The sequence below is a fragment of the Streptomyces sp. CA-251247 genome (genome assembly GCF_050952975.1).
GTDB classification, from domain to species: Bacteria; Actinomycetota; Actinomycetes; order Streptomycetales; family Streptomycetaceae; genus Streptomyces; species Streptomyces achmelvichensis.
This window is the reverse complement of sequence record NZ_CP191861.1, coordinates 1778325-1802020: the sequence shown is the minus strand read 5'-3', so window position 1 is coordinate 1802020 and position 23696 is coordinate 1778325. Positions and strand designations below refer to the sequence as shown.

At 70.5% G+C, this 23696-nt stretch carries 25 protein-coding genes; 15 read left to right on the top strand and 10 right to left on the bottom strand.

The genetic code is table 11. The features are described from left to right. Nucleotides 1-62: 62 nt before the first annotated feature. From fabG to ACQPWZ_RS07950, 3 genes are all read left to right on the top strand, one after another. On the top strand, nt 63-779 hold the full coding sequence (gene fabG / locus ACQPWZ_RS07960) for a 3-oxoacyl-[acyl-carrier-protein] reductase (protein ID WP_313947138.1): 717 nt from the start codon (nt 63-65) through the stop codon (nt 777-779). A 4-nt stretch (nt 780-783) separates the two neighbouring features. Then, nucleotides 784-1554 carry an enoyl-ACP reductase FabI gene (gene fabI, locus ACQPWZ_RS07955; RefSeq protein WP_313947140.1) on the top strand — a complete coding sequence of 257 codons (771 nt, stop codon included), beginning with the start codon at nt 784-786 and terminating at the stop codon, nt 1552-1554. A 559-nt stretch (nt 1555-2113) separates the two neighbouring features. Continuing rightward, nucleotides 2114-2479, top strand: a complete 366-nt coding sequence (locus ACQPWZ_RS07950; RefSeq protein WP_340472368.1) for a hypothetical protein — start codon at nt 2114-2116, stop codon at nt 2477-2479. On the opposite strand, the gene ACQPWZ_RS07945 is transcribed toward ACQPWZ_RS07950, so the two are convergent. Next, entirely contained in the window at nt 2451-3137 is a 687-nt protein-coding gene (locus ACQPWZ_RS07945) for a FadR/GntR family transcriptional regulator (RefSeq protein ID WP_433570971.1), read from the bottom strand. The two genes, ACQPWZ_RS07950 and ACQPWZ_RS07945, sit on opposite strands and share 29 nt — an antisense overlap. A gap of 84 nt (nt 3138-3221) precedes the next feature. Here ACQPWZ_RS07945 and ACQPWZ_RS07940 point away from each other — a divergent pair, with 84 nt between their 5' ends. The 4 genes from ACQPWZ_RS07940 (at nt 3222) to ACQPWZ_RS07925 (ending at nt 5644) form a co-directional block, all read left to right on the top strand. Continuing rightward, complete coding sequence (locus tag ACQPWZ_RS07940; RefSeq protein ID WP_433570970.1) at nt 3222-4541, top strand: CynX/NimT family MFS transporter; 1320 nt, start codon at nt 3222-3224, stop codon at nt 4539-4541. A gap of 4 nt (nt 4542-4545) precedes the next feature. Then, nucleotides 4546-4662 (top strand): SGM_5486 family transporter-associated protein, encoded by a 117-nt coding sequence (locus ACQPWZ_RS07935; protein WP_327684957.1) that lies wholly within the window; start codon nt 4546-4548, stop codon nt 4660-4662. Nucleotides 4663-4818: 156 nt separating this feature from the next. Next, nucleotides 4819-5019 (top strand): hypothetical protein, encoded by a 201-nt coding sequence (locus tag ACQPWZ_RS07930; RefSeq protein WP_313947145.1) that lies wholly within the window; start codon nt 4819-4821, stop codon nt 5017-5019. Between the two features lie 73 nt (nt 5020-5092). Beyond that, entirely contained in the window at nt 5093-5644 is a 552-nt protein-coding gene (locus tag ACQPWZ_RS07925) for a SixA phosphatase family protein (protein WP_340472365.1), read from the top strand. Nucleotides 5645-5827: 183 nt separating this feature from the next. On the opposite strand, the gene serB is transcribed toward ACQPWZ_RS07925, so the two are convergent. Together serB and ACQPWZ_RS07915 are read right to left on the bottom strand one after the other, a co-directional pair. Then, nucleotides 5828-7045 (bottom strand): phosphoserine phosphatase SerB, encoded by a 1218-nt coding sequence (gene serB / locus ACQPWZ_RS07920; protein WP_340472364.1) that lies wholly within the window; start codon nt 7043-7045, stop codon nt 5828-5830. An 81-nt stretch (nt 7046-7126) separates the two neighbouring features. After that, nucleotides 7127-8929: a streptophobe family protein gene (locus ACQPWZ_RS07915; protein WP_433570969.1), complete on the bottom strand. Its 1803-nt coding sequence runs from the start codon at nt 8927-8929 to the stop codon at nt 7127-7129. Between the two features lie 247 nt (nt 8930-9176). Between ACQPWZ_RS07915 and ACQPWZ_RS07910 the strand changes: the two genes are divergently transcribed. After that, nucleotides 9177-11687: an FHA domain-containing protein gene (locus ACQPWZ_RS07910; RefSeq protein ID WP_433570968.1), complete on the top strand. Its 2511-nt coding sequence runs from the start codon at nt 9177-9179 to the stop codon at nt 11685-11687. Between the two features lie 72 nt (nt 11688-11759). Here the strand turns inward: ACQPWZ_RS07910 and ACQPWZ_RS07905 are convergent, their stop codons facing one another. The 3 genes from ACQPWZ_RS07905 to ACQPWZ_RS07895 form a co-directional block, all read right to left on the bottom strand. Then, complete coding sequence (locus ACQPWZ_RS07905; RefSeq protein ID WP_433570967.1) at nt 11760-12485, bottom strand: transglycosylase SLT domain-containing protein; 726 nt, start codon at nt 12483-12485, stop codon at nt 11760-11762. A gap of 278 nt (nt 12486-12763) precedes the next feature. Continuing rightward, on the bottom strand, nt 12764-13825 hold the full coding sequence (locus tag ACQPWZ_RS07900; protein ID WP_433570966.1) for an S-adenosylmethionine:tRNA ribosyltransferase-isomerase: 1062 nt from the start codon (nt 13823-13825) through the stop codon (nt 12764-12766). 38 nt (nt 13826-13863) lie between these two features. After that, nucleotides 13864-14559 carry an SDR family NAD(P)-dependent oxidoreductase gene (locus ACQPWZ_RS07895; RefSeq protein WP_433570965.1) on the bottom strand — a complete coding sequence of 232 codons (696 nt, stop codon included), beginning with the start codon at nt 14557-14559 and terminating at the stop codon, nt 13864-13866. Between the two features lie 206 nt (nt 14560-14765). On the opposite strand from ACQPWZ_RS07895, the gene ACQPWZ_RS07890 reads away from it, so the two are divergent. The 3 genes from ACQPWZ_RS07890 to chpE all read left to right on the top strand — a co-directional run bounded on the left by ACQPWZ_RS07890 (nt 14766) and on the right by chpE (nt 16936). Then, complete coding sequence (locus ACQPWZ_RS07890) at nt 14766-15911, top strand: GAF domain-containing sensor histidine kinase (RefSeq protein ID WP_433570964.1); 1146 nt, start codon at nt 14766-14768, stop codon at nt 15909-15911. Next, nucleotides 15904-16548 carry a response regulator gene (locus ACQPWZ_RS07885; RefSeq protein ID WP_383245295.1) on the top strand — a complete coding sequence of 215 codons (645 nt, stop codon included), beginning with the start codon at nt 15904-15906 and terminating at the stop codon, nt 16546-16548. The genes ACQPWZ_RS07890 and ACQPWZ_RS07885 overlap by 8 nt, the downstream gene beginning before the upstream one ends. Before the next feature lie 139 nt (nt 16549-16687). Further along, nucleotides 16688-16936, top strand: coding sequence for a chaplin ChpE (gene chpE / locus ACQPWZ_RS07880; protein WP_313947156.1), 249 nt, complete (start codon nt 16688-16690; stop codon nt 16934-16936). A gap of 412 nt (nt 16937-17348) precedes the next feature. On the opposite strand, the gene ACQPWZ_RS07875 is transcribed toward chpE, so the two are convergent. Next, complete coding sequence (locus tag ACQPWZ_RS07875) at nt 17349-18128, bottom strand: hypothetical protein (protein WP_340472356.1); 780 nt, start codon at nt 18126-18128, stop codon at nt 17349-17351. A gap of 135 nt (nt 18129-18263) precedes the next feature. Between ACQPWZ_RS07875 and ACQPWZ_RS07870 the strand changes: the two genes are divergently transcribed. The 4 genes from ACQPWZ_RS07870 (at nt 18264) to ACQPWZ_RS07855 (ending at nt 21517) form a co-directional block, all read left to right on the top strand. Further along, the gene (locus tag ACQPWZ_RS07870) at nt 18264-19055 is read left to right on the top strand and encodes an ABC transporter ATP-binding protein (protein WP_340472355.1); all 792 of its coding nucleotides are present in this window, start codon (nt 18264-18266) and stop codon (nt 19053-19055) included. Nucleotides 19056-19219: 164 nt separating this feature from the next. Further along, nucleotides 19220-19648, top strand: coding sequence for an NfeD family protein (locus tag ACQPWZ_RS07865; protein WP_327684969.1), 429 nt, complete (start codon nt 19220-19222; stop codon nt 19646-19648). Between the two features lie 91 nt (nt 19649-19739). Beyond that, the gene (locus tag ACQPWZ_RS07860) at nt 19740-20672 is read left to right on the top strand and encodes an SPFH domain-containing protein (RefSeq protein WP_313947160.1); all 933 of its coding nucleotides are present in this window, start codon (nt 19740-19742) and stop codon (nt 20670-20672) included. Nucleotides 20673-20749: 77 nt separating this feature from the next. After that, nucleotides 20750-21517, top strand: coding sequence for a sulfite exporter TauE/SafE family protein (locus ACQPWZ_RS07855; protein WP_356699589.1), 768 nt, complete (start codon nt 20750-20752; stop codon nt 21515-21517). Nucleotides 21518-21571: 54 nt separating this feature from the next. Here ACQPWZ_RS07855 and ACQPWZ_RS07850 read toward each other — a convergent pair whose 3' ends face one another. The 3 genes from ACQPWZ_RS07850 to ACQPWZ_RS07840 form a co-directional block, all read right to left on the bottom strand. Beyond that, on the bottom strand, nt 21572-22081 hold the full coding sequence (locus ACQPWZ_RS07850) for an HNH endonuclease (protein ID WP_313947162.1): 510 nt from the start codon (nt 22079-22081) through the stop codon (nt 21572-21574). 152 nt (nt 22082-22233) lie between these two features. Beyond that, nucleotides 22234-22770, bottom strand: coding sequence for a YbhB/YbcL family Raf kinase inhibitor-like protein (locus tag ACQPWZ_RS07845; protein WP_340472353.1), 537 nt, complete (start codon nt 22768-22770; stop codon nt 22234-22236). 121 nt (nt 22771-22891) lie between these two features. Then, nucleotides 22892-23674, bottom strand: a complete 783-nt coding sequence (locus tag ACQPWZ_RS07840; RefSeq protein WP_340472352.1) for a sporulation protein — start codon at nt 23672-23674, stop codon at nt 22892-22894. Between the last annotated feature and the right edge of the window lie 22 nt (nt 23675-23696).

The window sequence follows — 23696 nt, the reverse complement described above, 5'->3', positions numbered from 1 at the left end:
CGCGAAGGGGATGGGACCGATAGGTTTTCGCAGTACCAGACCGCTATCGAAAGGGTGATCCGTTGAGCCGCTCGGTTCTCGTCACCGGAGGAAACCGGGGCATCGGCCTCGCCATCGCCCGCGCGTTCGCCGATGCCGGCGACAAGGTCGCGATCACGTACCGCTCCGGCGATCCCGCCGCCCTGCAGAAGGACGGCTTCCTGGCCGTCAAGTGCGACATCACCGACGCCGAGCAGGTGGAGCAGGCCTACAAGGAGATCGAGGAGAAGCACGGTCCGGTGGAGGTGCTGGTGGCCAACGCCGGTGTCACCAGGGACCAGTTGCTGATGCGCATGTCCGAGGACGACTTCACGGCCGTCCTCGACACCAACCTCACCGGCACCTTCCGCGTCGTCAAGCGCGCCAACCGGGCCATGCTGCGCGCCAGGAAGGGCCGCGTCGTCCTGATCTCGTCGGTGGTCGGTCTGCTCGGCTCCGCGGGACAGGCCAACTACGCCGCCTCCAAGGCCGGCCTGGTCGGCTTCGCCCGGTCCCTGGCCCGCGAGCTCGGCTCGCGCAACATCACGTTCAACGTCGTCGCGCCCGGCTTCGTCGACACCGACATGACGCAGGCGCTCACGGACGACCAGCGCGCCGGCATCGTCTCGCAGGTGCCGCTCGGCCGTTATGCGAAGCCGGAAGAGGTCGCCGCCACGGTGCGCTTCCTCGCCTCCGACGACGCCTCGTACATCACTGGAGCCGTCATCCCCGTTGACGGCGGATTGGGCATGGGTCACTGATCACATGAGTGGAATCCTCGCCGGCAAGCGCATTCTCGTCACGGGCGTCCTCACGGACGGTTCCATCGCCTTCCACGCGGCCAAGGTGGCCCAGGAGGAGGGCGCGGAGGTCATCCTCACCGGATTCGGCCGCCTCACCCTCGTCGAGCGCATCGCGAAGCGGCTGCCCAAGCCCGCTCCGGTCATCGAGCTGGACGTCACCAACCAGGAGCACCTGGACGGTCTCGCCGACAAGATCCGTGAGCACTCCAGCGACGAGTCGGGCCTCGACGGCATCGTGCACTCGATCGCCTTCGGCCCGCAGGGCGCGTTCAACTTCCTCGAGGCGAGCTGGGACGACGTCTCGACCGCCGTCCAGGTCTCGGCGTACTCGTACAAGTCGCTGGCCATGGCCTGCCTGCCGCTGATGCAGCGCGGCGGCTCGATCGTCGGCCTCACCTTCGACGCGACGATCGCCTGGCCGAAGTACGACTGGATGGGCGTGGCGAAGGCGGCGCTGGAGTCCACGAACCGCTACCTGGCGCGTGACCTCGGCGCGCAGAACATCCGCTGCAACCTGGTCTCGGCGGGGCCCATCAAGTCGATGGCGGCGAAGTCGATCCCGGGCTTCGAGGAGCTCGCGGACGTCTGGAACCACCGCGCCCCGATCGGCTGGGACCTCTCGGACCCGGACCCGGCGGGCCGCGGTGTGGTGGGTCTGCTCTCGGACTTCTTCCCGCGGACGACGGGCGAGGTGGTGCATGTGGACGGCGGCGTCCACATGATGGGCGCGTAGGACGCCTTCGGCGTCGGCGTGCGGGTGGTTGCTTCCGCGGGCCGGCCGCTGTGAACGCCGGGCAGCCCGCGGGTGCGGGCTGCCCGGCGTTCGTTCGTTGCTGGCCCTGGCCCCCCGCGCCGTGCGGCTGCCGCGCTGTCCTCCGGCTGCCCCCGGTCAACGCTGTGCCCGCCCCTGTCGCCCTCGGCGGGATCGCTGTCCGTCGGTCCCGGCTTGCGTCGTCCGGGTGATGCTGTTCCGGCACCAGCACCCGCACCGGTCACCGTGGCAGGCCGCCTGTTGCCCCGGGCTGCGACCCCGCCGAAGCCGCCGCCGACCCGGCGCCGCCCCTGCGCCAGGCCCCTGTTCTCCCCCGCCCCGCTGCCCTCTCGCCCCTCACCCCTCGCGATCACAGCCCGTAGCCACGAGCACCGCACACCCGGTCGTCGCCCACCCCTTTCGCCCGTTCGGACCCCGACGCCGCGCGGTTTCGCCGCAGCACAGGGACTCTGGAGAAGCAATCCCCCTTGTGGTGCAGCCGCGGCGATTGCGCCGCCGTACGGCCGAGGAGGTCCTGCTCATGCGTACGAACTGGCGCTCAGCGCCCGTGCTTGCAGCGGTGACACTCCTCCTGTGGGTGACGCCGGACGCGTTCTCCCAGCCCCACCGCCCGATGCCCAAGCCGGCGCCCGCGCCTCCCGTGCCCGTCTACGCGGCCGACTGTCGCACCGTCGTCGAGGGCTCGCAGGCCACCGCCTTCTGCCACAACCCGTACCCCGCCGTCGACCGGGTCCGGTTGCACATCGAGTGCGAGCGCTGGTGGGACATCGACATCGACGGTTCTCCCGCCGACATCGCCCCCGCGGGCTACGTCGAGATCACCGACCGGTGCTGGAAGGAAGTCCGTTCCGCCTGGGTCAGCCATCAGCCGCAGGCCGCCCCCTGAGGCACAGGAACGGGTAGCGCGCCGCCTCCGCTGCCGCCGCGTCGCCGTCGCCCGCGCGGATCGCCTCGACGAGGCGGGCGTGGTCCATGTGGTTCTCCGGGCGCAGCTCACCGCCCACGTCGTCGCGCAGCCAGTCCCTGAGCAGATCGCCGAGGTCGGCGTACAGCTCACTGAGCACGTCGTTGTGCGAGGCGGCCACCACGGCCAGGTGGAATGTCGCGTCGACGGCGACGAACCGCTCCGCGTCGCCGGTCGCCCACGCCTCCTCGCGCCGGGCGAGCAGTGCGTCCAGCTGCTTCAGATCGCGTTCCGTACGGCGTTCCGCGGCCATCCGCGCCGCCGAGGACTCCAGCGTGGAGCGTACTTCCGCGATGTGCCGCGGGCTGGCGTCGGCGAAGCGCCGGTGCATCACGCCCGCCAGTTCGCTCGTCGCGAGCACGTAGGTGCCCGAACCCTGCCGGATGTCCAGCAGACCGTTGTGGGCGAGCGCGCGGACCGCCTCGCGGACGGTGTTGCGGGCGACGCCCAGCTGCTCGACGAGAGCCGGCTCCGTCGGAATCCGTGAACCGACCGGCCACTCGCCCGAGGTGATCTGATTCCGCAGCTGCGCGATCACCTGGTCGGTGAGCCCTGAGCGCCGGGGAGAGGTCAGCGACATCGTGCTCCTTGCTCGGAACCGGCTGCCCGGAACCGGTTGTCCGGGATTGGACAATCAATCATCCCATGATTCTATGATGGCCTCATGCCGGACGAGACACAGACCCAGACCCCGAGCGAGTCCCGGGCCCAGCCCCTGCCCCCGAGGCCCGCCGCCACGGACCGTACCGCCACGGCACCCGGGACCCGGCTGAGCGCCGTCTGGATCACCCGTCTCGTCATGGCCGCCATTGTCCTCGCGGCAGTCAACCTCCGTCCCGCCATCACCAGCCTCGGCGCGCTCCTGGAGGAGACGCGGGACGGCCTGCAGATGAGCGGCAGCGTCGCCGGTGTCCTCACCTCTGTACCGCCGCTCTGCTTCGCCGTCTTCGGGATCGCGGCGCCCCGTCTCGCCCGCCGTTTCGGACCCGGCGCCGTCGTCTGCGCCGGCATGGTCGCCATCGCCGCCGGGCTGCTGATCCGCCCGTTCGCCGGCGGTACGCCCGGCTTCCTGGCCGCCAGCGCGCTCGCCCTGATGGGCATCGCCGTCAGCAACGTCCTGATGCCGGTGATCGTCAAGCGGTACTTCCCCGACCGTGTCGGCTCCATGACCGGCCTCTACTCCATGGCCCTGGCGCTGGGCACCGCCGTGGCGGCGGCCGCGACCGTTCCGATGACCGAGGCGCTCGGCGGCAGTTGGCGTACCGGCCTCGCCGTCTGGGCCCTGGTGGCCGTCCTCGCCGTACTGCCCTGGGTCGCCCTGATCCGCGACCGCAGCCCCGCCGCCGAGAGCGAGCGGGCCGACGCCGCGGCCGGCTCCCGTCAGGCTCCCGCTCCGAAGATCACCCGCAGCCCCACCGCCTGGGCACTCGCCTGCTTCTTCGGGCTCCAGGCCACCGGCGCGTACATCACGATGGGCTGGATGCCGCAGATCTTCCGCGACGCGGGGGTCTCGGCCTCGACCGCCGGAGTGCTGCTCGCCGTCACCATGGTCATGGGCGTGCCGCTCGCGTTCGTCATCCCGCGGCTCGCCACCCGGATGAAGAACCAGGGACCGATCGTGGTCGCCCTGGGCCTGTGCGGACTGACCGGCTATGCGGGGCTGTTCTTCGCCCCGGCCGCCGGGGCCTGGGCCTGGGCGCTGCTGCTCGGGATATCCAACTGTGCCTTCCCGCTCGCCCTCACCATGATCGGCATGCGGTCCCGGACCGGCGCCGGCGTCGTACGGCTCTCCGCCTTCGCCCAGTCGACCGGCTATCTGATCTCGATCCCCGGCCCCCTGCTCGTCGGGGTGCTCTACCAGCACAGTGGCGGCTGGGGACTGCCGATCGCGCTGATGGCGGGGCTGCTCGTGCCGCAGATCGCGGTCGGTGTGCTGGCCGGCCGGGACCGGACGATCGAGGACGAAGCGGTCGTGCGAAACTGAACCCATGCCTGTGCTCGATCCGAACCCCCCGAACGGTCAGAAGAAGCTTCTCCTCGTCTTCGGCGCGATGCTCGCCGTGACCGTGGTGATCGGCATCATCGCCTCCATCGCCTCTCCCTGACACGGCCGTTGGCCTGCCGCGCGTCGATGGTGGTGCTAGCACCACCATCCCCTAGGGGGCCAGGGTCAGGGTGAAGTGGGTGGGTCACCGGATGGGCCGCCGGCGGCATGATCCGTAGGTTTGAGGTCATCAGCCACAGACCCCACGGAGGCGGCCATGCCGGCCCACACGCAGTCCCCGTCCCGGACCAAGGGCAGCGTCGACATCCGGCTTCCGTGGTGGGCCGTGGCGCTCCCGATGCTCGCCTTCGTCGTCCTGCTCGTCGTGATCGCCGATCCGGCGCAGGCACACGCCGCGAACGGTGACCCCGCGATGGGACGCATCCTCGAGCACATCCGGCACACACTCGCACGCTGACGGAATCACTCGTGGTGGGGCAGCCGGTCAACACCCTGCGCCCGTTGGCGCATTTCATGCGAAGCTGGAGTGCATGAGCGTCGCCACGTCGTCCGGAGGCACACCCCCCGGACCCCCCGAATCCCGCAGGATCGTGCTCCTCCGGCATGCGAAGGCCGACTGGCCGGAAGTGTCCGACCATGAGCGCCCGCTCGCCGACCGCGGCCGCATGGATGCCCCGGTGGCAGGCCGTAGGCTCGGCGAAACCGGAATCGCCTTCGACCTGGCTCTGTGCTCGACGGCGGCCAGAACCCGTGAGACGTGGAAGCTGGCGGTGCACGAGCTGCCGCACCGCCCGAAGACCGTGTACGAGGAGCGTCTGTACGACGCCTCGCTCGGTGACCTGATCGCGCTGCTGAACGAGACCGACGACTCGGTCAACGACCTGCTCGTCATCGGTCACAACCCCGGCGTGCACGCGCTCGCCGACGCCCTCGCCGGCAAGGCGGAAGGGGATGCGCTCGCCCGTATGACGCAGAGCGGTTTTCCGACATCGTCGTTCGCCGTCGTCGGGTTCACCGGCTCCTGGAAGTCCCTGGAGCACGGGGTCGGCACCCTGCTCGAGTACTGGGCGCCGCACGACTGAGCCGGGCGGCGACCACCGGCTGTCCGCGCCGGTGCCCGGCCGGGAGCGACGGAGGCCGGACCTCGGCCCTGGGGCCCATCGGGCTGAGCTGTGAACGAGAGGCCCCGGCACACCCGTGCCGGGGCCTCGGCCGTCTTTGGCCCGCTCACCTGCGCCGCAGCGTGTGCCGCCGACGCCCGCGGCTCAGTGCTCGGCGTTCGGCTCGTCCGCCGCCTCGACCTCTTCCCTGGTGATCCCCAGCAGATACAGGACCGTGTCAAGGAACGGCACATTGACCGCGGTGTGCGCGGCCTCGCGGACCATCGGCTTGGCGTTGAACGCGACCCCGAGCCCGGCCGCGTTGAGCATGTCCAGATCGTTGGCACCGTCGCCGATCGCCACCGTCTGCGCCAGCGGTACGCCGGCCTCCGCCGCGAACCTGCGCAGCAGCCGCGCCTTGCCCGCCCGGTCCACGATCTCGCCGATCACCTTGCCGGTGAGCTTCCCGTCGACGATCTCCAGCGTGTTGGCCGACGCGAAGTCCAGCCCCAGCCGCTCCTTGAGGTCGTCCGTGACCTGGGTGAACCCGCCGGAGACCACGCCCACTTGGAAGCCGAGCCGCTTGAGCGTACGGATCAGGGTGCGCGCGCCCGGCGTCAGCCGTACCTCCGCGCGCACCTTGTCCACGACCGAGGCGTCGAGCCCGGCCAGCAGCGCCACCCTCGCGTGCAGCGACTGCTCGAAGTCCAGCTCGCCCCGCATCGCCGCGGCGGTGACCTCGGTGACCTTGTCCTCGCAGCCCGCGTGCGCCGCGAACAGCTCGATGACCTCGTCCTGGATGAGCGTGGAGTCGACATCCATCACGACCAGGCGCTGGGCGCGGCGGTGCAGACCCGCCGACACCACCGCGACATCGATGCCGATACCCGCGGCCTCGGTCGCCAGGACCGTACGCAGGGCCTCGGTCTCCACACCGGAGACGGCGAACTCCACCGCGGTGACCGGGTACTTCGCGAGCCGGAAGATGCGGTCGATGTTTCCGCCGGTGGACGCGATCCTGGCCGCTATGGCCGCCGTCGACTCGGCGGTCAGCGGGTGCCCGAGCACGGTGACATGGGAACGGCCGCTGCCGCGCGGCCGGTTGTCACCGGTGCCCGAGATGATCTCGGCCTGAAGTCTCAGCGACTCGGCCCAGCTGTGGACGGTGGACCGCAGCTCGCCCTCCGAGGTGCCGCCCGCGGTCGGAGCGGTCACCAGCGCGCACAGCACGAGGCGGCCACGGGAGACGACCTGCTCGATGTCGACGACGTCGACGGAGAAGGCGGCGAGGGTGTCGAAGAGACCGGCCGTGATCCCGGGACGGTCCTTCCCGAAGATCTTGACGAGAAGGGTGCGTACGTCGGAAGTCTGCGAAGCGCTCATGGTGGTTCCACCGTATCGGGCCCGGACGACGGCGAGACGTCGCGTCCCGAGGAGCGGACACGCGTTTGACCCGGTGACCGGCTATCTGCCGGACTTCGGCGGCCTGGGCGGCGGCGGGCCGTCCTCCTGCTCGGGCGGGGGCCGGCGCCGCGGTGGCAGGGGAGGCATGGGCCCCGCGACCGTCGGCGCACCGTGGATCTCCGGCAGTCCACCACGGTCCCTCTCGCCGGCAGCCCCTTCCGCACGACCGCCGCGATCGTTCCTCGGAGAGGTGCCCGGGCGGGGCGGAGGGGCATCGCGGTCCCGCGGAGGGACATCGCCGTCCCACGATGGCGCCCCTCGGCTCCACGAATCCCGGTCCCGCGAATCCCGGTCCCGCGCAGCCCCGCCCTCCGCAGGCGCGTCGTGGACCTCGGGCGGCAGGCGCAGATACGGGTTGGTGTCGGGGTTCGGCGGCCGGTACGGGGAGGTCGGCCGGTACGGCCCGGGCCCCTCGCTCACCTCGCCCGCTGCGGCACCCTCTTCCCGCCGGCCGCCCCGGGTGACGTACACCAACAGGGCCCCCGCCCCGCCCGCCGCGGCTCCCCATGCCGCGCCCAGCACCAGCGCCCTGCCCGCCCGGCCGTGCAGCTCGATGCCCGCACCGAACGCGTCGAAGCCGAGGACCGACAGCGACGCGTCGGCGGACACGTCCGTCAGCCACACCAGCAGCGGCAGCGTCAGGGCGCCCACCACCGCGAGCCGCACCGCGCACCGGCCCGCGAAACCCGCCGCTCCCCGGCTGCCTGCCGGTGTCCGGGAAGCCGCCAACACCCCGGCGTACAGCATCATCACGGCCGTCGCCACCGCGAGCAGCCACACCCGCCCGTCCAGTTCGGCCAGCCTGCCCACGGTCGCCGGCTCGTCCGCCGAGATCCGCAGGAAGTCGTCCAGGGGATCCGGCAGCACCTTCGCCAGTTCACCCGTGGCCTTGCCGTCCCACGGCACGAACAGCCCCAGCGGGACGCCGAGCCACACCCCGTTGGGCGCCCCGAGCAGTGCCGCACCCGCGATCCGCTTCGGGTGGTCGTCGCCGACGGCCGCGTAGGCCGCCGCCGCGTACCCCGCGAGCACGGCGACCAGCATCACCGCGACCATCGCCGAGGCCGCGGGACGGATGTGCCGCCGTACCGCCTCCCACATCGCGCCGCTCGGCAGCGGGGCGCGCCGGCCGGCGAGCAGCGCGATGACCAGCACGCCGGTCACCCACAGCAGCGCCCCCGCCAGCGAGTCCGGGGTGTTCACGCTGAATCCGACGGCCGCCTCCGCGTCCACCAGGTCCCCGATGCGGTCCGGCAGCAGCCCCCCGATGTCACCGATGTCGCCGAGTCCCGGCACCTCGATTCCGCCGTCCCCGCCGGTACCCGGGATCGCGCCGTCGAGCCCCAGCTCCGCGCCGTCGATGGTGATGACGTCATGGCCCGCCCACGCGAGCCCGCCGACGGTCGCGACGAACAGGACGACCACACCGCCCGCGCGAGCGGCGAGTTCACCTCCCGAGATGTGCGGACCGGACCGCCGCAGAGAGCGTAGAAAGACGTACGCAAGGAGCAGCGCACCGAACAGTCCCACCCCAAGTGGCGTGAAGTCGACGGCCGTTTCGGCCTGGGCGCCGTCGAGTCCGAACGCGGACACATCACCGCTCGGCGTCACCGAGCCGTTCACGGCGAGCACCACGACGGCCGCCGTCATCGGGCCCAGCGAGGCCGCTGCGTCGGCGCCCAGCAGATGCAGGCCGAGCGCGGCCGCGCCCGCCATACCCACCAGGGCCCAGCTCACCGCGGCGATCGATGACAGCACCACATCGACCCAGGGCACCTTGCCGTTCTTGCCGGTCGCGCTCATCCCGGACCCCCCGATGCCTGCTGGGTTTGACCCAGTTGTCCCCAGTCCAGCATGATCCGTGCCGACTGATGGGTGCTTACCACTCTCCGGGGGTGTTTCTCCTCCGTCAACGGGCAACCGGGACGCGGTCTTCACAAGGCCCGACTTTCGGATACGGGACCGCGCCTGAAATAGTTCCCCACGATGTTCGCCATCCCTAGACTCCCTGTGATGGGGGTAACTCGGGGGACAACTAGTGGGGCATGGAGTGCCGGAACTCGTACTGGAATTGAATGGAAGGACCTGGACGCTCGATCCGTCCAGGTCGTACACCCTCGGACGTGATCCTCAGGGTGATCTGGTGATCGACGACGCCAGGGTCTCGTGGCGGCACGCCAGCATCAGCTGGGGCGGCCGCAGTTGGGTCATCGAAGACCACGGCAGCACCAACGGCACGTATGTACAGGGCCAGCGGATCCATCAGATGGAGGTCGCTCCCGGCTCGGCCGTGCACCTGGGCAACGCCACCGACGGACCGCGGCTGAATCTGTCCGGTGCGGCGGCGGGTGCCTACAGCGCACAAGGGGCGGCTCCTCAGCAGGCGGCAGCTCAGCAGGCTCCGGCCCAACAGCAGCCGCCGCAGCAGCAGTGGCAGCAGGCTCCGGCGCAGAATTGGCCCGAGCCGCAGCAGGCACAGGTCCCGCACCAGCCCGGTCCGGGCGGATCCGGCGGCGCGGCGGGGGCGCCACCGGTCTACGGCGACCGCAGCCCGACCACGTTCCACCAGCTCTCGCTCGGCCGCGTGATGCGTATCGGCCGTGCGCTGGAGAACGAACTGGTGGTCTCCGACCTCCAGGTCTCGCGCCACCACGCCGAGTTCAGCTCGCACCCGGACGGCCGCTTCGAGATCCGTGACCTCGGATCCCACAACGGTACGTACGTCAACGGACAGCCGATCGCCAAGTCCGGTACGGCCCTCATCGGCCCGAACGACATCGTCGGCGTCGGTCACTCGACGTTCCGTATCGTCGGCGGCCAGCTCGAGGAGTTCGTCGACACCGGCGAGGTCTCCTTCTCCGCCCGCCACCTCACGGTGACGGTCGAGGGCGGCAAGCAGATCCTGCGCGATGTGTCCTTCGGTGTGCCGGAGAAGTCGCTCATCGGTGTCATCGGCCCCTCGGGCTCGGGCAAGTCCACCCTGCTGAAGGCGCTCACCGGTTACCGGCCCGCCAACCAGGGCGATGTGCTCTACGACAACCGGAGCCTCTACAAGCAGTTCGCCGAGCTGCGCCAGCGCATCGGTCTGGTCCCGCAGGACGACATCCTGCACAAGGAGCTCACGGTCCGTAAGGCGCTCAGGTACGCGGCCAAGCTCCGCTTCCCGGGCGACACCGCGAACGCGGAGCGCGAAGCCCGTATCGACGAGGTGCTGCGCGAGCTCAAGCTCGACATCCACAAGGACAAGAAGATCACCTCGCTCTCCGGCGGCCAGCGCAAGCGCGTCTCGGTCGCTCTGGAGCTGCTGACGAAGCCGTCGCTGATCTTCCTGGACGAGCCGACCTCCGGTCTCGACCCGGGCATGGACCGCGATGTGATGCAGCTGTTGCGCGGCCTCGCCGACGACGGCCGCACCGTCCTCGTGGTCACCCACTCCGTAGCCGAGCTCCAGCTGTGCGACAAACTGCTCGTCATGGCTCCGGGCGGCTCCGTCGCGTACTTCGGTCCGCCGGAGGAAGCGCTCAACTTCTTCGGCTACAGCACCTGGGCCGATGTCTTCTCGGCGTTCGAGAACTACCGCGACTACGACTGGGCGGGCCGCTGGCGCGGTTCGCAGCACTACCAGATGTACGCGGCCGACATCGACGCCGTCGCCGCGCAGCCGGTGAACCTGGTGGCGCAGCAGAGCAAGCCGCCGAAGCCGCAGAGCTGGGGCTCCCAGCTGGTCACGCTGGTCCGCCGCTATGTGTCGGTGATCGCGTCCGACAAGGGCTTCATGGCGCTGATGCTGATCCTGCCGGCGGTGCTCGGCGCGGTCAGCCTGCTCATCGACCCGGACAAGGGTCTGCTGCCGAACGTGAACGCGCAGACCGGCCGGATCATCCCGAACGGCACGGCGACCACGGTCCTGCTGATCCTCGCGGTCGGCGCGTGTTTCGCGGGCGCCGCCAACTCGGTCCGTGAGCTGATCAAGGAGCGGGTGATCTACGAGCGCGAGCGCGCGACGGGTCTGTCGCGCTCCGCGTATCTGATGTCCAAGGTGATCGTGCTGGGCATGATCACGGTGCTCCAGGGTGCCCTGGTCGGCGCGATCGGCTTCTCCACCCGTGAGCTGCCCTCCGAGGGTCTGGTCATGGGCGGCGCGGTGATGCTCGAACTGTCCGTGCCGATCATGGCGCTCGGCTTCACCTCGATGATGTTCGGCCTGATCATCTCGGCGCTCGTGAAGACCGCCGAGAAGACCATGCCGCTGCTGGTCATGTTCGCGATCATCCAGGTCGTGTTCACCGGGTGTCTGTTCATCCTGCACGGCACCATCGGCGTCAACGAGTTCTCGTATCTGATGCCGTCGCGGTGGGCGGTCGCCGCCGCCGGGGCCACGCTGGACTTCAACAAGATCAGCCCGAACCCGGACGACCCGACCAGCACCGACCCGCTGTGGGACCACGAGGCAGCGGCCTGGGGCATGGACATGGCCGCCCTGCTCGCCCTCGGAGCCTTCTGCGGCTTCCTCGTCGCGCGCTTCCTGCGCCGGCACGAGCCCGAGGTCATGCGCAAGTAGGCAGAACCGCAAACGCGCCGGAGGGCGGCACCCCGCATGGGGTGCCGCCCTCCGGCGTGTGGGTCGTCAGCCTCAGTAGGCGCTGTTGACGTTGTCGATCGAGCCGTAGCGGTCGGCGGCGTAGTTGGCCGCGGCGACGATGTTGGCGACCGGGTCGTACTGGCTGTGCTTGGTGCCGGCGACGTGGTACGTGTCGAAGGTCGGCTTGATGACCTGGAGCAGGCCGATCGAGGGGACGCCGTTGATCGCGTTGATGTCCCAGTTGTTGATGGCGTTCGGGTTACCGCTGGACTCGCGGATGATGTTCTTGTGCAGACCCTGGTAGCTGCCCGGGATCTTGTGCTTCTTCATGATGTCGAGCGACTCGCGGATCCAGCCGTCCAGGTTGTTGGCGTAGACGGGCTTGCGAGCGGCGGCACGGCTGGCGGCCTGGTCAGCCGCCCGCTTCTTGGCGGCAGCCTCAGCGGCGGCCTTCTTCTTCGCGGCAGCGTCGGCAGCTGCCTTCTTCGTGGCGGCGGCCTCGGCGGCCGCCTTCTTCGCCGCGGCGTTGGCCGCGGCCTTCACCTTGGCCGCGGAAGCCGACTGGTCGGCGGCGTCGAGCGACAGGGTCTTCGGCGCGTCGAGGGTCATCGCCACCGGGGCGATCTTCTGCGCGGCCTGGGGCTCGGCGACGGCGACAGCGGCGTCGCTCTCGCCGGCCGGGGCGAGGGTAAGGGTCAGAGCGGCGACACCGGCGGCGGCGATACCGGCGATCGAGACCTTGCGGGTCTTGGTCATACGGGTGCTGAACGCAGACATATCGTCGAACCTCTTCGAGTAGCGGATGTCGCATCAGGCCGGAGCGGCGCTGCGCTCTACGGCGGGCGACGGCTGCAATTCTTAGCGCCAGCAAAAAGCCCTGGCAAAGGTGTGACGTACGATCCGCGATAGTGGATCAGGGGTCGGGCAAATCGCCCGTATGCCCATTCATCCCCTGATCAAGTGCCCTTTTTGTATCCACTAGTCTGCTTCGTAAGTGATCTGCGTCCTATGCGCGGGCTCACATGGGAGGGCAAACCGTTTCACCATCCGTTGCTTCAGCAATGCAAAGAGTGAGTGCTTTCCGCGGGCAGTAGGAGATGGATGTCGCCGAACTCGTGCCACAGATAGCGGCGTTCGAGTGCCTGTCCGTACGCCCGCCCCAGAGCCGCCCGCCCGGCGATGGCCTCCAGCATCAGCAGATGCGAGGCCTCGGGCTCGTGCAGCCCCGTCAGCAGCCCGTCGACGGCACGCACCCCCCGCTCGGGCGTGACCACGAGATCGGTCCAGCCCGACGCCGCCCGCACCACCCCGTCGGGGCCCGTCGCCGACTCCAGGGCCCGTACGGCGGTCGTGCCGACCGCGAGGATCCGTCCCCCGCCCGCCCGTGCCGCGTTCACCAGCCACGCCGTCGCCGCGGGTACCTCGAAGCGCTCCGGGTACGGCGGCTCGTGGGCCTCGGCGGAGGCCACCCCCGTGTGCAGGGTGAGGGGAGCGAACTGCACCCCCCGGCTCACCAGCTCCGCCACCAGACGCGGCGTGAAGGGCCGTGCGGCGCTCGGCATCTCCGCCGAGCCGGTGCCGTCGGGGGAGGGGAGCGCGAACACCGTCCGGTAAGCGGACAGCGGCTGGTCCCCGGCCGTGTATCCGTAGCGGATCGGCCGCCCGTGGCGGCGCAGCAGCCCCGGCACGGCCGTGGACACCGACGCCCACCACAGCCGCATGCCTCCGGGGGCCAGCGGCTCCTCCAGCACCAGATGCTCGCCCCCGGGCAATTTCACGCGCGCGCCCGCGGGCCCGCCCGCGCGCGGAAGAGTGCTGCCCCCGCCGTCGGGGGCCCGCAGCTCCACCGCCCACCGGCCGTCGTCCCCCCGCGTCGAGAAGTGGACGACGACCGCTTCGCCGCCGAGGCGGCCGTTGACGGCGGCCGGCAGCGTGGCGGAGGTGTTGACCACCAGCACGTCACCGGCCCGCAGCAGAGCGGGCAGATCCCGGAATGCGTGATGGGTCACCCGCGTTCCCCGCGAGACCATCAGACGTACGTCGTCCCGGCCCGAGCCGCGCACTTCGGCCGGCACCCTCGCGGAGAGCTCCTCCGGCACCCGCAGCGCGTCCAGCACGGCAACCCCTTCCCCTTCCGCGGCCCCACGGCCGCCCCTCACACGGACCCCAGCAGCGCCGACGCCCCGTACCGGCCGCTGACCGGACGCTCGTCCAGCAGCCGCAGGAACCCCGGGACCACCGAGACCGGATCCGGGCGCGGATCGTCGTCGTCCGGCACCGCGGCCGCGTACAGATCCGTCCGCATGTCACCCGGGTCAACGGCCCACACCCGCAACCCCGGCTCCTCGACCCCCAGAACCGCGGTGAGGTGGTCCAGCGCCGCCTTCGACGCCCCGTAGCCGCCCCAGGTCTCGTACGCCTCGGCCGCCGCGTCCGAACTCACCGCGATCACCGTCCCCGCGTCCGACGCCCGCAGCAGCGGCAGCGCCTCCCGGACGAGCCCCAGCGCGGCCACCACATTGGTCTCAAGGGCCGCCCGCAGCCCCTCCAGCGGCAGCGCCTCCAGCCGCACCAGCGGCTCCGCCCCCAGCGCACTGGCATTGCTCACCAGCAGATCGAGCCCGCCGAGCCCGCGGGCCGCGGCCACCAGCTCCGCGCGGTGCGCCGGATCGGTCACATCACCGGCCACCGCCACCACCCGCGTCCCGTGAGCGGCCACCCGCCGCGCGCTCTCCCTCAGTACGTCCTCGGTCCTCGCCCCCAGCACGAGGTCCCAGCCCCGCGCCGCGAGAGCCGCCGCCAGGGCGTGCCCCAGCCCCTTCGAAGCGCCCGTGATCACTGCTAGCGGCATGACGTCCATCCCCTTGTCCGCGTCGATGCCCTCACCGTAGGAACGCCACCTGCCCCACCACCTCGTGCGCGGGACCCCTTCCGGGCCGGTTCTTCGACCTAGGCCCCTCACCCCGTTTCCGCCGGAGGGGACCTAGGCCTCCGGGCCCGTGCGACTGCGTCCGCGGGCCGATACGGACCGTCACACCCCGCGGGTACGGTGAGCTCATGAGCCACCGACCACGCTCCGGCCTCGCGGCCGTGAGCACCGCGCTCCTCGCCATGAGCAGGCATCTCGAGGTCCGCGACGTGCTGAAGACGATCGTCGCCTCGGCGCGGGAGCTCCTCGACGCGGAGTACGCGGCCCTGGGCGTCCCGGACGATCACGGCGGCTTCGCGCAGTTCGTGGTCGACGGGGTCAGTGACGAACAGTGGAAGGCGATCGGACCGCTGCCCCGGCAGCACGGCATCCTCGCCGCCATGCTCCGCGACGCCAAGACCGAGCGGCTCGGGGATGTGCGCAAGGACCCCCGCTTCGAGGGCTGGCCCTCCGCCCACCCGGACATGTCCGACTTCCTCGGCCTGCCCGTGAAGGACGGTGACGAGACCATCGGCGCGCTCTTCCTCGCCAACAAGCGCTGCCCGAAGCCGGAGGGCGGCTGCGGATTCACCGAGGAGGACGAGGAACTGCTGGCGATCCTGGCCCAGCATGCTGCCATCGCCCTGACCAACGCCCGGCTCTACGAGCGGAGCCGCGAACTCACCATCGCCGAGGAGCGCTCGCGCCTCGCCCACGAACTGCACGACGCCGTCAGCCAGAAGCTCTTCTCCCTGCGGCTCACGGCTCAGGCCGCCGCCGCCCTGGTCGACCGCGATCCGGCACGCGCCAAGGGCGAGCTCCACCAGGTCGCCTCGCTGGCCGCCGAGGCCGCGGACGAACTGCGCGCGGCCGTCGTGGAGTTGCGCCCGGCGGCGCTGGACGAGGACGGGCTCGTCAACACGCTCCGTACGCAGATACAGGTCCTCGACCGGGCCCACAGCGCCCGGGTCACGTTCGACACCTGCGGGATCCGGGCTCTGCCCGCGGCCCAGGAGGAGGCCCTGCTGCGGGTCACCCAGGAGGCCCTGCACAACGCACTGCGGCACTCCGGGGGCGACCGGGTCGACGTGGTCCTGGCCCGCCGCGGCCAGGGCGCGGTCCTCAGCGTCACCGACAACGGCACGGGTTTCGAGCCCCGCACGGTCCGCAGGGCCGGCCGCCACCTGGGTCTCGTCTCGATGCGCGACAGGGCGGGCGGGGTCGGGGGAAAGCTCACGGTGCAGTCCGCGCCCGGCAAGGGCACGACGATCGAGATGGAGGTCCCCGGTGGCTGACAGGACTATTCGCGTGCTGCTGGTCGACGACCACCAGGTGGTCCGCCGCGGGCTGCGCACCTTCCTCGAGGTCCAGGACGACATCGAGGTGGTCGGTGAGGCGGGCGACGGGGACGAGGGTGTGGCCCGCGCGGAGGAACTGAAACCGGACGTCGTCCTGATGGACGTGAAGATGCCCGGCACCGACGGCATCGAGGCCCTGCGCAAGCTGCGCGACCTCTCCAACCCGGCCCGCGTGCTGATCGTCACCAGCTTCACCGAGCAGCGCACCGTGGTCCCCGCCCTGCGGGCCGGCGCCTCGGGCTACGTCTACAAGGACGTCGACCCGGAGGCCCTCGCCCGCGCCATCCGCTCCGTCCACGCGGGCCATGTGCTGCTCCAGCCCGAAGTCGCGGGCGCGCTGCTGTCCCAGGACGTGCCGGGCAACGGCACGGGCCGCGGAGGTTCGCTCACCGAGCGCGAGAAGGAGGTGCTCGGCCTGATCGCGGACGGCCGGTCCAACCGCGAGATCGCCCGCGCGCTCGTCCTGTCCGAGAAGACCGTCAAGACGCACGTCTCGAACATCCTGATGAAGCTGGACCTGGCGGACCGTACACAGGCGGCGCTGTGGGCCGTACGGCACGGATTGACCAGCTAATCGGATCGTCGCGCCCCGGTCCGAGATTCATACTGTCGGGTGTATGTCACCCGGACGGCGCATCCTGATCGTCCGTGAGGCGTTCTCCATGGCGTGCTGCGGCGGCCGGCCGCAGCGAATGTCCAGGAGGATTTTCGAAGTGATGAACCTGAAGAAGGCCGCTGTCCTGACCATCGTCGCCGGTGGCATCGTCGCCGCGGGCGCGGGGGCCGCGTCGGCGTCCGACGGCGGCGCGTACGCCGACGGCAAGGCCGTGGGCTCCCCGGGCGTCGCCTCGGGCAACCTGATCCAGGCCCCGATCCACATCCCGGTGAACGCGGTCGGCAACAGCGTCAACGTGATCGGCGTCCTGAACCCGGCCTTCGGCAACCTGGGTCTGAACGGCTGACACCCCTTCGCCGACGCCGGCGGGCTCACATGCCCGCCGGCGTCGGCGCGCCCGCGCCGTCCATTACGCGTGTACCGGCCCGGGCACCAGACCTCAGCCCCGCCATCGCCGGGGCACGTGGGCACCGAAATTCAGCCTCGCCATCGCCAGACCGTTGGGGCACGCCCTCCCGGCCTTCTCCATCGCCGGGGCGTCTTGGGCACCCCCTCTTGGCCGCGCCATCGCCGGGGCACGTGGGCACCGAAATTCAGCCTCGCCGGCGTTTGAGGCGCCGGGTCCGGGGCGGAGCCCCGCGAAGAACCCGGGCCGCACCACCCGCCCCACCCCAAGCCCCCCGCACAGGGGCCCGGGGCACCCGCCCCACCCCAAGCCCCCCGCACAGGGGCCCGGGGCACCCGCCCCGGCAAAGCCCCTACCGCTCCCGCTCCTCCACATACGCGTTGTACGCCGCCACCTGCGCCCGCCGCGCCACCCTCTCCACCGGCCGCAGCGCCTCCCCCCGCGCCGCCATCTCGGACGCGCTCACCGCACCCCCGTGCCCCTTCTCGTACGCCACCGAGACCAGCAGCGCGATCCGCTGAGCCAGCTCCAACACCCGCGCCGCCCGTGGCGGATACCCGGGCGCGAGCGTCTCCCCACCCCGGTCCGCCCGGGCCCGGTACGCGTCGATCGCCGCCTCGGCCACCGGTCCGGACGCCGCCACATCGAGCCGCGACAGCACCTCCGTCGCCTCCCGCAGCGCCTCCGCCAGCTCCCGCTCCGCCTCGCCGAGCGACGGCACGTCCGCGGGCGGTGCCTCCCGTACCTCCAGGCAGTGCCAGACGACCTCGACGTGCACATCGCCGGCCGGTCCCGCCTCGGACACCTCCGGCACGAGCCCGTACGCCGCGCCGTACCCGACGACGGCCTCCTCCGCGTCGAGCGCCCGCGCGTTGAAGGCGGGCGGTCCGCTGAGCCCCAGCGGATGCCCCGGCGCGGGCAGCGCGACCCGGAAGCCGGTCACCCCGAGCCCGCGCAGCCGCCCGAGCGCCAGCGTGAGCCCGACGGGCCCCGCCTCGCCCGGAAGCCCCTCCACGCGGTGCACCGCGTCCTCGCCGACGATCGCGAGAGCCGCGTCGTCCGGTGATACCTGTCCGGCCAACAGGGCGTTTCCCCATGCCGCCAGTCGTCCTGAGCGTGGTTCCGAAAGCATGGACCCAGCCTAGGGACCGGGCCGGGGGGCAGGGGTACCCGGCCGGTGGCGTAGGTTTTCCCTGGGAGCTGTGCCCACAGGTGCATAAAAGCCTCCTATGGCCTCAAGACGATTGCATGGGGAGACAACGCGCTCATGAGCGATGTACTGGAGCTGGTGGACGTATCCGTGGTCCGCGACGGACGCGCTCTGGTGGACGACGTCTCCTGGTCGGTCAAGGAGGGGGAGCGCTGGGTCATCCTCGGCCCCAACGGCGCCGGCAAGACGACCCTCCTGAACATCGCGTCCAGCTACCTCTTCCCGACCACCGGCACGGTCAGGATCCTCGACGAGCGCCTCGGCGGCGTGGACGTCTTCGAGCTCCGCCCCCGTATCGGCATGGCCGGCATCGCCATGGCCGAGAAGCTGCCCAAGCGGCAGACCGTGCTCCAGACGGTCCTCACGGCCGCGTACGGCATGACCGCCACCTGGCACGAGAACTACGACGCCGTCGACGAGGAGCGCGCCCGCGCCTTCCTCGACCGGCTCGGGATGACCGACTACCTGGAGCGCAGGTTCGGCACGCTCTCCGAGGGCGAGCGCAAGCGCACCATGATCGCCCGCGCGATGATGACCGACCCCGAGATGCTGCTCCTGGACGAGCCCGCCGCGGGACTGGACCTCGGCGGCCGTGAGGACCTGGTCCGCCGTCTCGGCCGCCTCGCCCGCGACCCGTACGCCCCCTCCATGATCATGGTCACACACCATGTCGAGGAGATCGCCCCCGGCTTCACCCACGTCCTGATGATCCGTCAGGGCAAGGTGCTGGCCGCCGGCCCCATGGAGACCGAGCTCACCTCCCGCAACCTCTCCCTCTGCTTCGGTCTCCCGCTGCTCGTCGAGCGCAACGGCGAACGCTGGACGGCCCAGGGCCTTCCGCTCGGCTGACGGCGCCGCCGGCGCTCCGTTCCGCGCGGCCCCGGTCCGACGGCACCGCCCGGGGGCCCACGCTCCACCGCGGCCCCTCCAACACCACAGCGGCGCCCGCCTGTCCGCTGCCGACCTGCCTCGCCCCCTGTCCTGAGCACGACCTGCCGATCTACCATGACCATGTGGAAATCGACGCGTGGGTGTGGTGGCTGATCGGTGCGGTCGGACTGGGCATTCCGCTGGTTCTGACGGCGATGCCCGAGTTCGGGATGCTGTCCGCCGGAGCGGTCGCCGCGGCCGTCGTCGCGGCACTCGGCGGCGGCACGGTCGCCCAAGTCCTCGTATTCGCCGTGGTGTCGGTGGCCCTCATCGCGGTCGTACGGCCGATCGCGAGCCGGCACCGGGCTCAACGCCCCCAGTTCGCCAGTGGAGTCGACGCACTGAAAGGCCGTCAGGCGGTTGTCCTGGAGCGAGTTGACGGCAATGGTGGCCGTATCAAGCTCGCCGGTGAGGTCTGGTCGGCACGTGCCCTCGACGCCGATATGAGTTTCGAGGCCGGCCAGCAGGTCGACGTCGTCGAGATCGACGGCGCGACCGCGGTCGTGATGTGACGGAACGAAGCCGAACGCCCAACACCCCAGGCGCAGTTCTGGGAAACTCGATCATCTGCACCATCCGGCAGCGAAGGGCACAGGGAACACGATGCAACCGATCATCATCGTCCTGATCATTCTGGTGGTGCTGGTCTTCATCGCCCTGATCAAGACGATCCAGGTCATCCCGCAGGCCAGCGCAGCCATCGTCGAACGCTTCGGGCGCTACACCCGCACCCTGAACGCGGGTCTCAACATCGTCGTCCCGTTCATCGACTCCATCCGCAACCGCATCGACCTCCGTGAACAGGTCGTGCCGTTCCCGCCCCAGCCGGTGATCACCCAGGACAACCTGGTGGTCAACATCGACACGGTCATCTATTACCAGGTCACCGACGCCCGGGCCGCGACCTACGAAGTCGCCAGCTACATCCAGGCCATCGAGCAGCTCACCGTCACCACCCTGCGCAACATCATCGGTGGCATGGACCTGGAGCGGACCCTGACCTCCCGCGAGGAGATCAACGCGGCCCTGCGCGGTGTGCTCGACGAGGCAACCGGCAAGTGGGGCATCCGCGTCAACCGCGTCGAGCTCAAGGCCATCGAGCCGCCCACCTCCATCCAGGACTCGATGGAGAAGCAGATGCGCGCCGACCGTGACAAGCGCGCCGCGATCCTCACCGCGGAAGGCATCCGCCAGTCGCAGATCCTCACCGCGGAAGGTGAGAAGCAGTCCGCGATCCTGCGCGCCGAAGGTGAGGCCAAGGCAGCCGCCCTGCGCGCCGAGGGCGAGGCGCAGGCCGTCCGCACGGTCTTCGAGGCGATCCACGCAGGCGACCCGGACCAGAAGCTGCTCTCCTACCAGTACCTCCAGATGCTCCCGAAGATCGCCGAGGGCGATGCCAACAAGCTCTGGATCGTGCCCAGCGAGATCGGCGACGCCCTCAAGGGCCTGTCCGGAGCCTTCGGAAACCTGGGCAGCGGCGGAGGCCCCGGATTCAACACCGGCAAGGAGCGGCGCGAAGAGCCGCCCGTGAGCTGACGCGCACCCCCGCTCGGACAGGGGCGGGGCATCGGGCATGATCGGTGCAACAGGCACCGATCAGCGAAGGGCACAGCGTGACCATCTGGGAGATGCTCGCCGTCTTCGCCGCGGGCATCGGCGCCGGCACCATCAACACCATCGTGGGCTCGGGCACGCTGATCACCTTCCCGGTGCTCCTCGCCACCGGCCTGCCGCCGGTCACCGCGACCGTCTCCAACGCCCTCGGCCTGATCCCCGGCTCCGTCAGCGGGGCCATCGGCTACCGCGCCGAACTCACCGGCCAGCGCAAGCGCGTCCTGCGGCTGAGCGTCGTGGCCGCGATCGGCGGCGTGAGCGGAGCCGTACTCCTGCTGACGCTGCCGTCCACGGCGTTCGAGACGATCGTGCCGGTCCTCGTGGGGATCGCCCTCGTCCTGGTCGTCCTCCAGCCCTGGATCGCCAAGGCCGTCCAGCGCCACCGCGAGCGCCACGGCACCCGCGCCCGCCCCGACGGCGGCCCGCTCCTGCTCACCGGACTGCTGCTCGCCAGCGTCTACGGCGGCTACTTCACCGCCGCCCAGGGGATCATCTACCTCTCCCTGATGGGCATGCTGCTCGACGACAGCCTCCAGCGCCTCAACGCCGTCAAGAACGTCCTCGCCGCCGTCGTCAACAGCGTCGCGGCGATCTTCTTCCTCTTCGTCGCCCACTTCGACTGGCAGGCCGTCCTGCTGATCGCCGTCGGCTCCGCCATCGGCGGCCAGCTCGGCGCCGGGATCGGCCGCAGGCTGCCCCCGGCCGCCGTCCGCGCCCTCATCGTCGTCGTCGGCAGCGCCGCCATCGTCCAGCTGGTGCTGCGCTGACACACCGGAGCCCGCCCCGGTCGTCCCGGGACGGGCTCCCACATCCTCGGCTGCCTACGCGGCAGGCTGAGCCGCCAGCCACTGCGGCAGCTCGGCGCGCTCACCGGCTCTCATGCCGAGCAGCATCGCGTCGGCCGGCGACGGAACGAACGGCTGGTGCAGCAGCGGCATCCCCGCCTGCTCCGGCGTACGGTCCGCCTTGCGGTGGTTGTCCTCGGAGCACGAGGCCACCGTGTTCAGCCAGCTGTCCGCACCACCGTGGGACCTCGGCACCACGTGGTCCACGGTCGTCGCCCGCCTTCCGCAGTACGCGCACCGGTGCTGGTCCCGTATCAGCACACCCCGTCTCGACCACGGTGCCTGTCTTCGGAAGGGCACCCGTACGTATCTGCAGAGCCTGATCACCCGGGGCACGGGGAGATCGACCGCGGCCGCGCGCACACGGAGTCCGGGGTGGGCCTGCTCGACGACGGCCTTGTCCTGGAGCACCAGCACGACCGCACGGTTGAGAGTCACCGTCGACAGCGGCTCGAAGCTCGCATTCAGTACCAGCGTGTCCCGCATCCCGCCCACCTCCCGTTCACCGGCCCGGCCCTGTTCGGCGGGCTCTGGGCTTGGATCAACTCTGGCCGGGCGCGCCGAGATGGACAACGCAATAAAAGATGCCCTGCCCTGATCTCTCCAAGACCAGGGCAGGGCAAACAACAAGCGAACGGTCAGTGCTCCGCGGGAGCCTCGTACTCACCGATCAGCTGTGCACGGGCAATCGTGTGGAACCGCAGATTGAATCCCACGACCGCGGGCGAGACATCCGCGTCCGGACCGAGCTTCTCGCTGTCCACGGCGTACACGGTGAACACATAGCGATGGCTCTCACCTGCCGGCGGAGCCGCGCCACCGAAGTCCCGCGACCCGTAGTCGTTGCGGACCTGAACGGCGCCGTCGGGCAGCCCCTCGAACTTCCCGCTGCCCGCACCCGCCGGCAGTTCCGTGACCGACGCCGGAATGTCGAAGACCACCCAGTGCCAGAAACCACTGCCCGTGGGCGCATCCGGATCGAAGCACGTCACGGCGAAGCTCTTGGTCTCCGCCGGGAAGCCCTCCCACCGCAGATGCGGCGAGGTGTTGCCCGCCGCGTGGACCTGGGCATCCTTCAGCACCGACCCCGGCTCGATGTCGTCGCTCACCAGCGTGAACGACGGCACCTCGGGATGAAAGTCGTGCGGAAGGGGTGCCCTCTTGAGCTCGGTCACGTCTGAACCTCCGATGCGGCTGTCCTGTTTGAAGCTCTGCCGATCCGACCCTAGAGCCAGTCGTCCGGATCAGCCCGGACGGCAGACCTGGGTCGTGTCCGCGACACCTCGCGGACACTCCCTAGAGCCAGTTGCGCCGACCACCGACATCGGCCAGCCACTGGTTGAGGTATGCACTCCAGTCCGTCGACTGGAAGTCGTGGTGCCCCACCTTGAACGCCTTGTACGAGTCGCTGCTCTCGCTGAACAGGCCCGGCTTCTTGTCCATCTCCAGGATGACGTCCATCTCGCGGTCGTCGGCGACGAAGGTGAGCTCGACCTGGTTCAGCCCGCGGTACTGCTGCGGCGGGAAGAACTCGATCTCCTGGTAGAACGGCAGGCGCTGACGCGTGCCCCGGATGTGCCCGCGCTCCATGTCCGCGCTCTTGAAGCGGAAGCCGAGCTGGATGAACGCGTCCATGATCGCCTGCTGCGCCGGCAGCGGGTGCACATTGATCGGGTCCAGGTCACCCGAGTCCACGGCGCGCGCGATCTCCAGCTCCGTGGTCACACCGATGTTCATCCCGCGCAGCTGCTGACCGGCGACGCTCGTCACCGGCGTCTCCCACGGAATCTCCAGCCCGAACGGCACCACATGCACCGCGCCGGCCTTCACCTCGAAGGCGCCACCGAGACGCTGCTTGGTGAACTCGATGTCCTGCTTGACCTCCTGGTCACCGCCCTCGACCTCGACGCGTGCCTGGAGTCCGACGGACAGCCCCTCGATCTGCTGGTCCACCGAACCGCCCTGGATACGCACCTCGCCCTGGACGACCCCGCCCGGTACGACGTTCTCCTCGGTGAGCACTGTCTCGACGGACGCGCCGCCGGCGCCCATGCTCGCGAGCAGCTTCTTGAAGCCCATGTCCACTCCTTCTAGGTCCTGA

Coding starts and splice junctions, on each gene's coding strand:
- ACQPWZ_RS07890 (WP_433570964.1), top strand. CDS start 14,766: ATGAGCCACCGACCACGCTCCGGCCTCGCGGCCGTGAGCACCGCGCTC.
- ACQPWZ_RS07850 (WP_313947162.1), bottom strand. CDS start 22,081: ATGCGGGACACGCTGGTACTGAATGCGAGCTTCGAGCCGCTGTCGACG.
- ACQPWZ_RS07840 (WP_340472352.1), bottom strand. CDS start 23,674: ATGGGCTTCAAGAAGCTGCTCGCGAGCATGGGCGCCGGCGGCGCGTCC.
- ACQPWZ_RS07915 (WP_433570969.1), bottom strand. CDS start 8,929: ATGAGCGCGACCGGCAAGAACGGCAAGGTGCCCTGGGTCGATGTGGTG.
- ACQPWZ_RS07950 (WP_340472368.1), top strand. CDS start 2,114: ATGCGTACGAACTGGCGCTCAGCGCCCGTGCTTGCAGCGGTGACACTC.
- ACQPWZ_RS07940 (WP_433570970.1), top strand. CDS start 3,222: ATGCCGGACGAGACACAGACCCAGACCCCGAGCGAGTCCCGGGCCCAG.
- ACQPWZ_RS07870 (WP_340472355.1), top strand. CDS start 18,264: ATGAGCGATGTACTGGAGCTGGTGGACGTATCCGTGGTCCGCGACGGA.
- ACQPWZ_RS07895 (WP_433570965.1), bottom strand. CDS start 14,559: ATGCCGCTAGCAGTGATCACGGGCGCTTCGAAGGGGCTGGGGCACGCC.
- ACQPWZ_RS07925 (WP_340472365.1), top strand. CDS start 5,093: ATGAGCGTCGCCACGTCGTCCGGAGGCACACCCCCCGGACCCCCCGAA.
- ACQPWZ_RS07905 (WP_433570967.1), bottom strand. CDS start 12,485: ATGTCTGCGTTCAGCACCCGTATGACCAAGACCCGCAAGGTCTCGATC.
- fabI (WP_313947140.1), top strand. CDS start 784: ATGAGTGGAATCCTCGCCGGCAAGCGCATTCTCGTCACGGGCGTCCTC.
- ACQPWZ_RS07860 (WP_313947160.1), top strand. CDS start 19,740: ATGCAACCGATCATCATCGTCCTGATCATTCTGGTGGTGCTGGTCTTC.
- ACQPWZ_RS07875 (WP_340472356.1), bottom strand. CDS start 18,128: ATGCTTTCGGAACCACGCTCAGGACGACTGGCGGCATGGGGAAACGCC.
- ACQPWZ_RS07945 (WP_433570971.1), bottom strand. CDS start 3,137: ATGTCGCTGACCTCTCCCCGGCGCTCAGGGCTCACCGACCAGGTGATC.
- serB (WP_340472364.1), bottom strand. CDS start 7,045: ATGAGCGCTTCGCAGACTTCCGACGTACGCACCCTTCTCGTCAAGATC.
- ACQPWZ_RS07935 (WP_327684957.1), top strand. CDS start 4,546: ATGCCTGTGCTCGATCCGAACCCCCCGAACGGTCAGAAGAAGCTTCTC.
- ACQPWZ_RS07930 (WP_313947145.1), top strand. CDS start 4,819: ATGCCGGCCCACACGCAGTCCCCGTCCCGGACCAAGGGCAGCGTCGAC.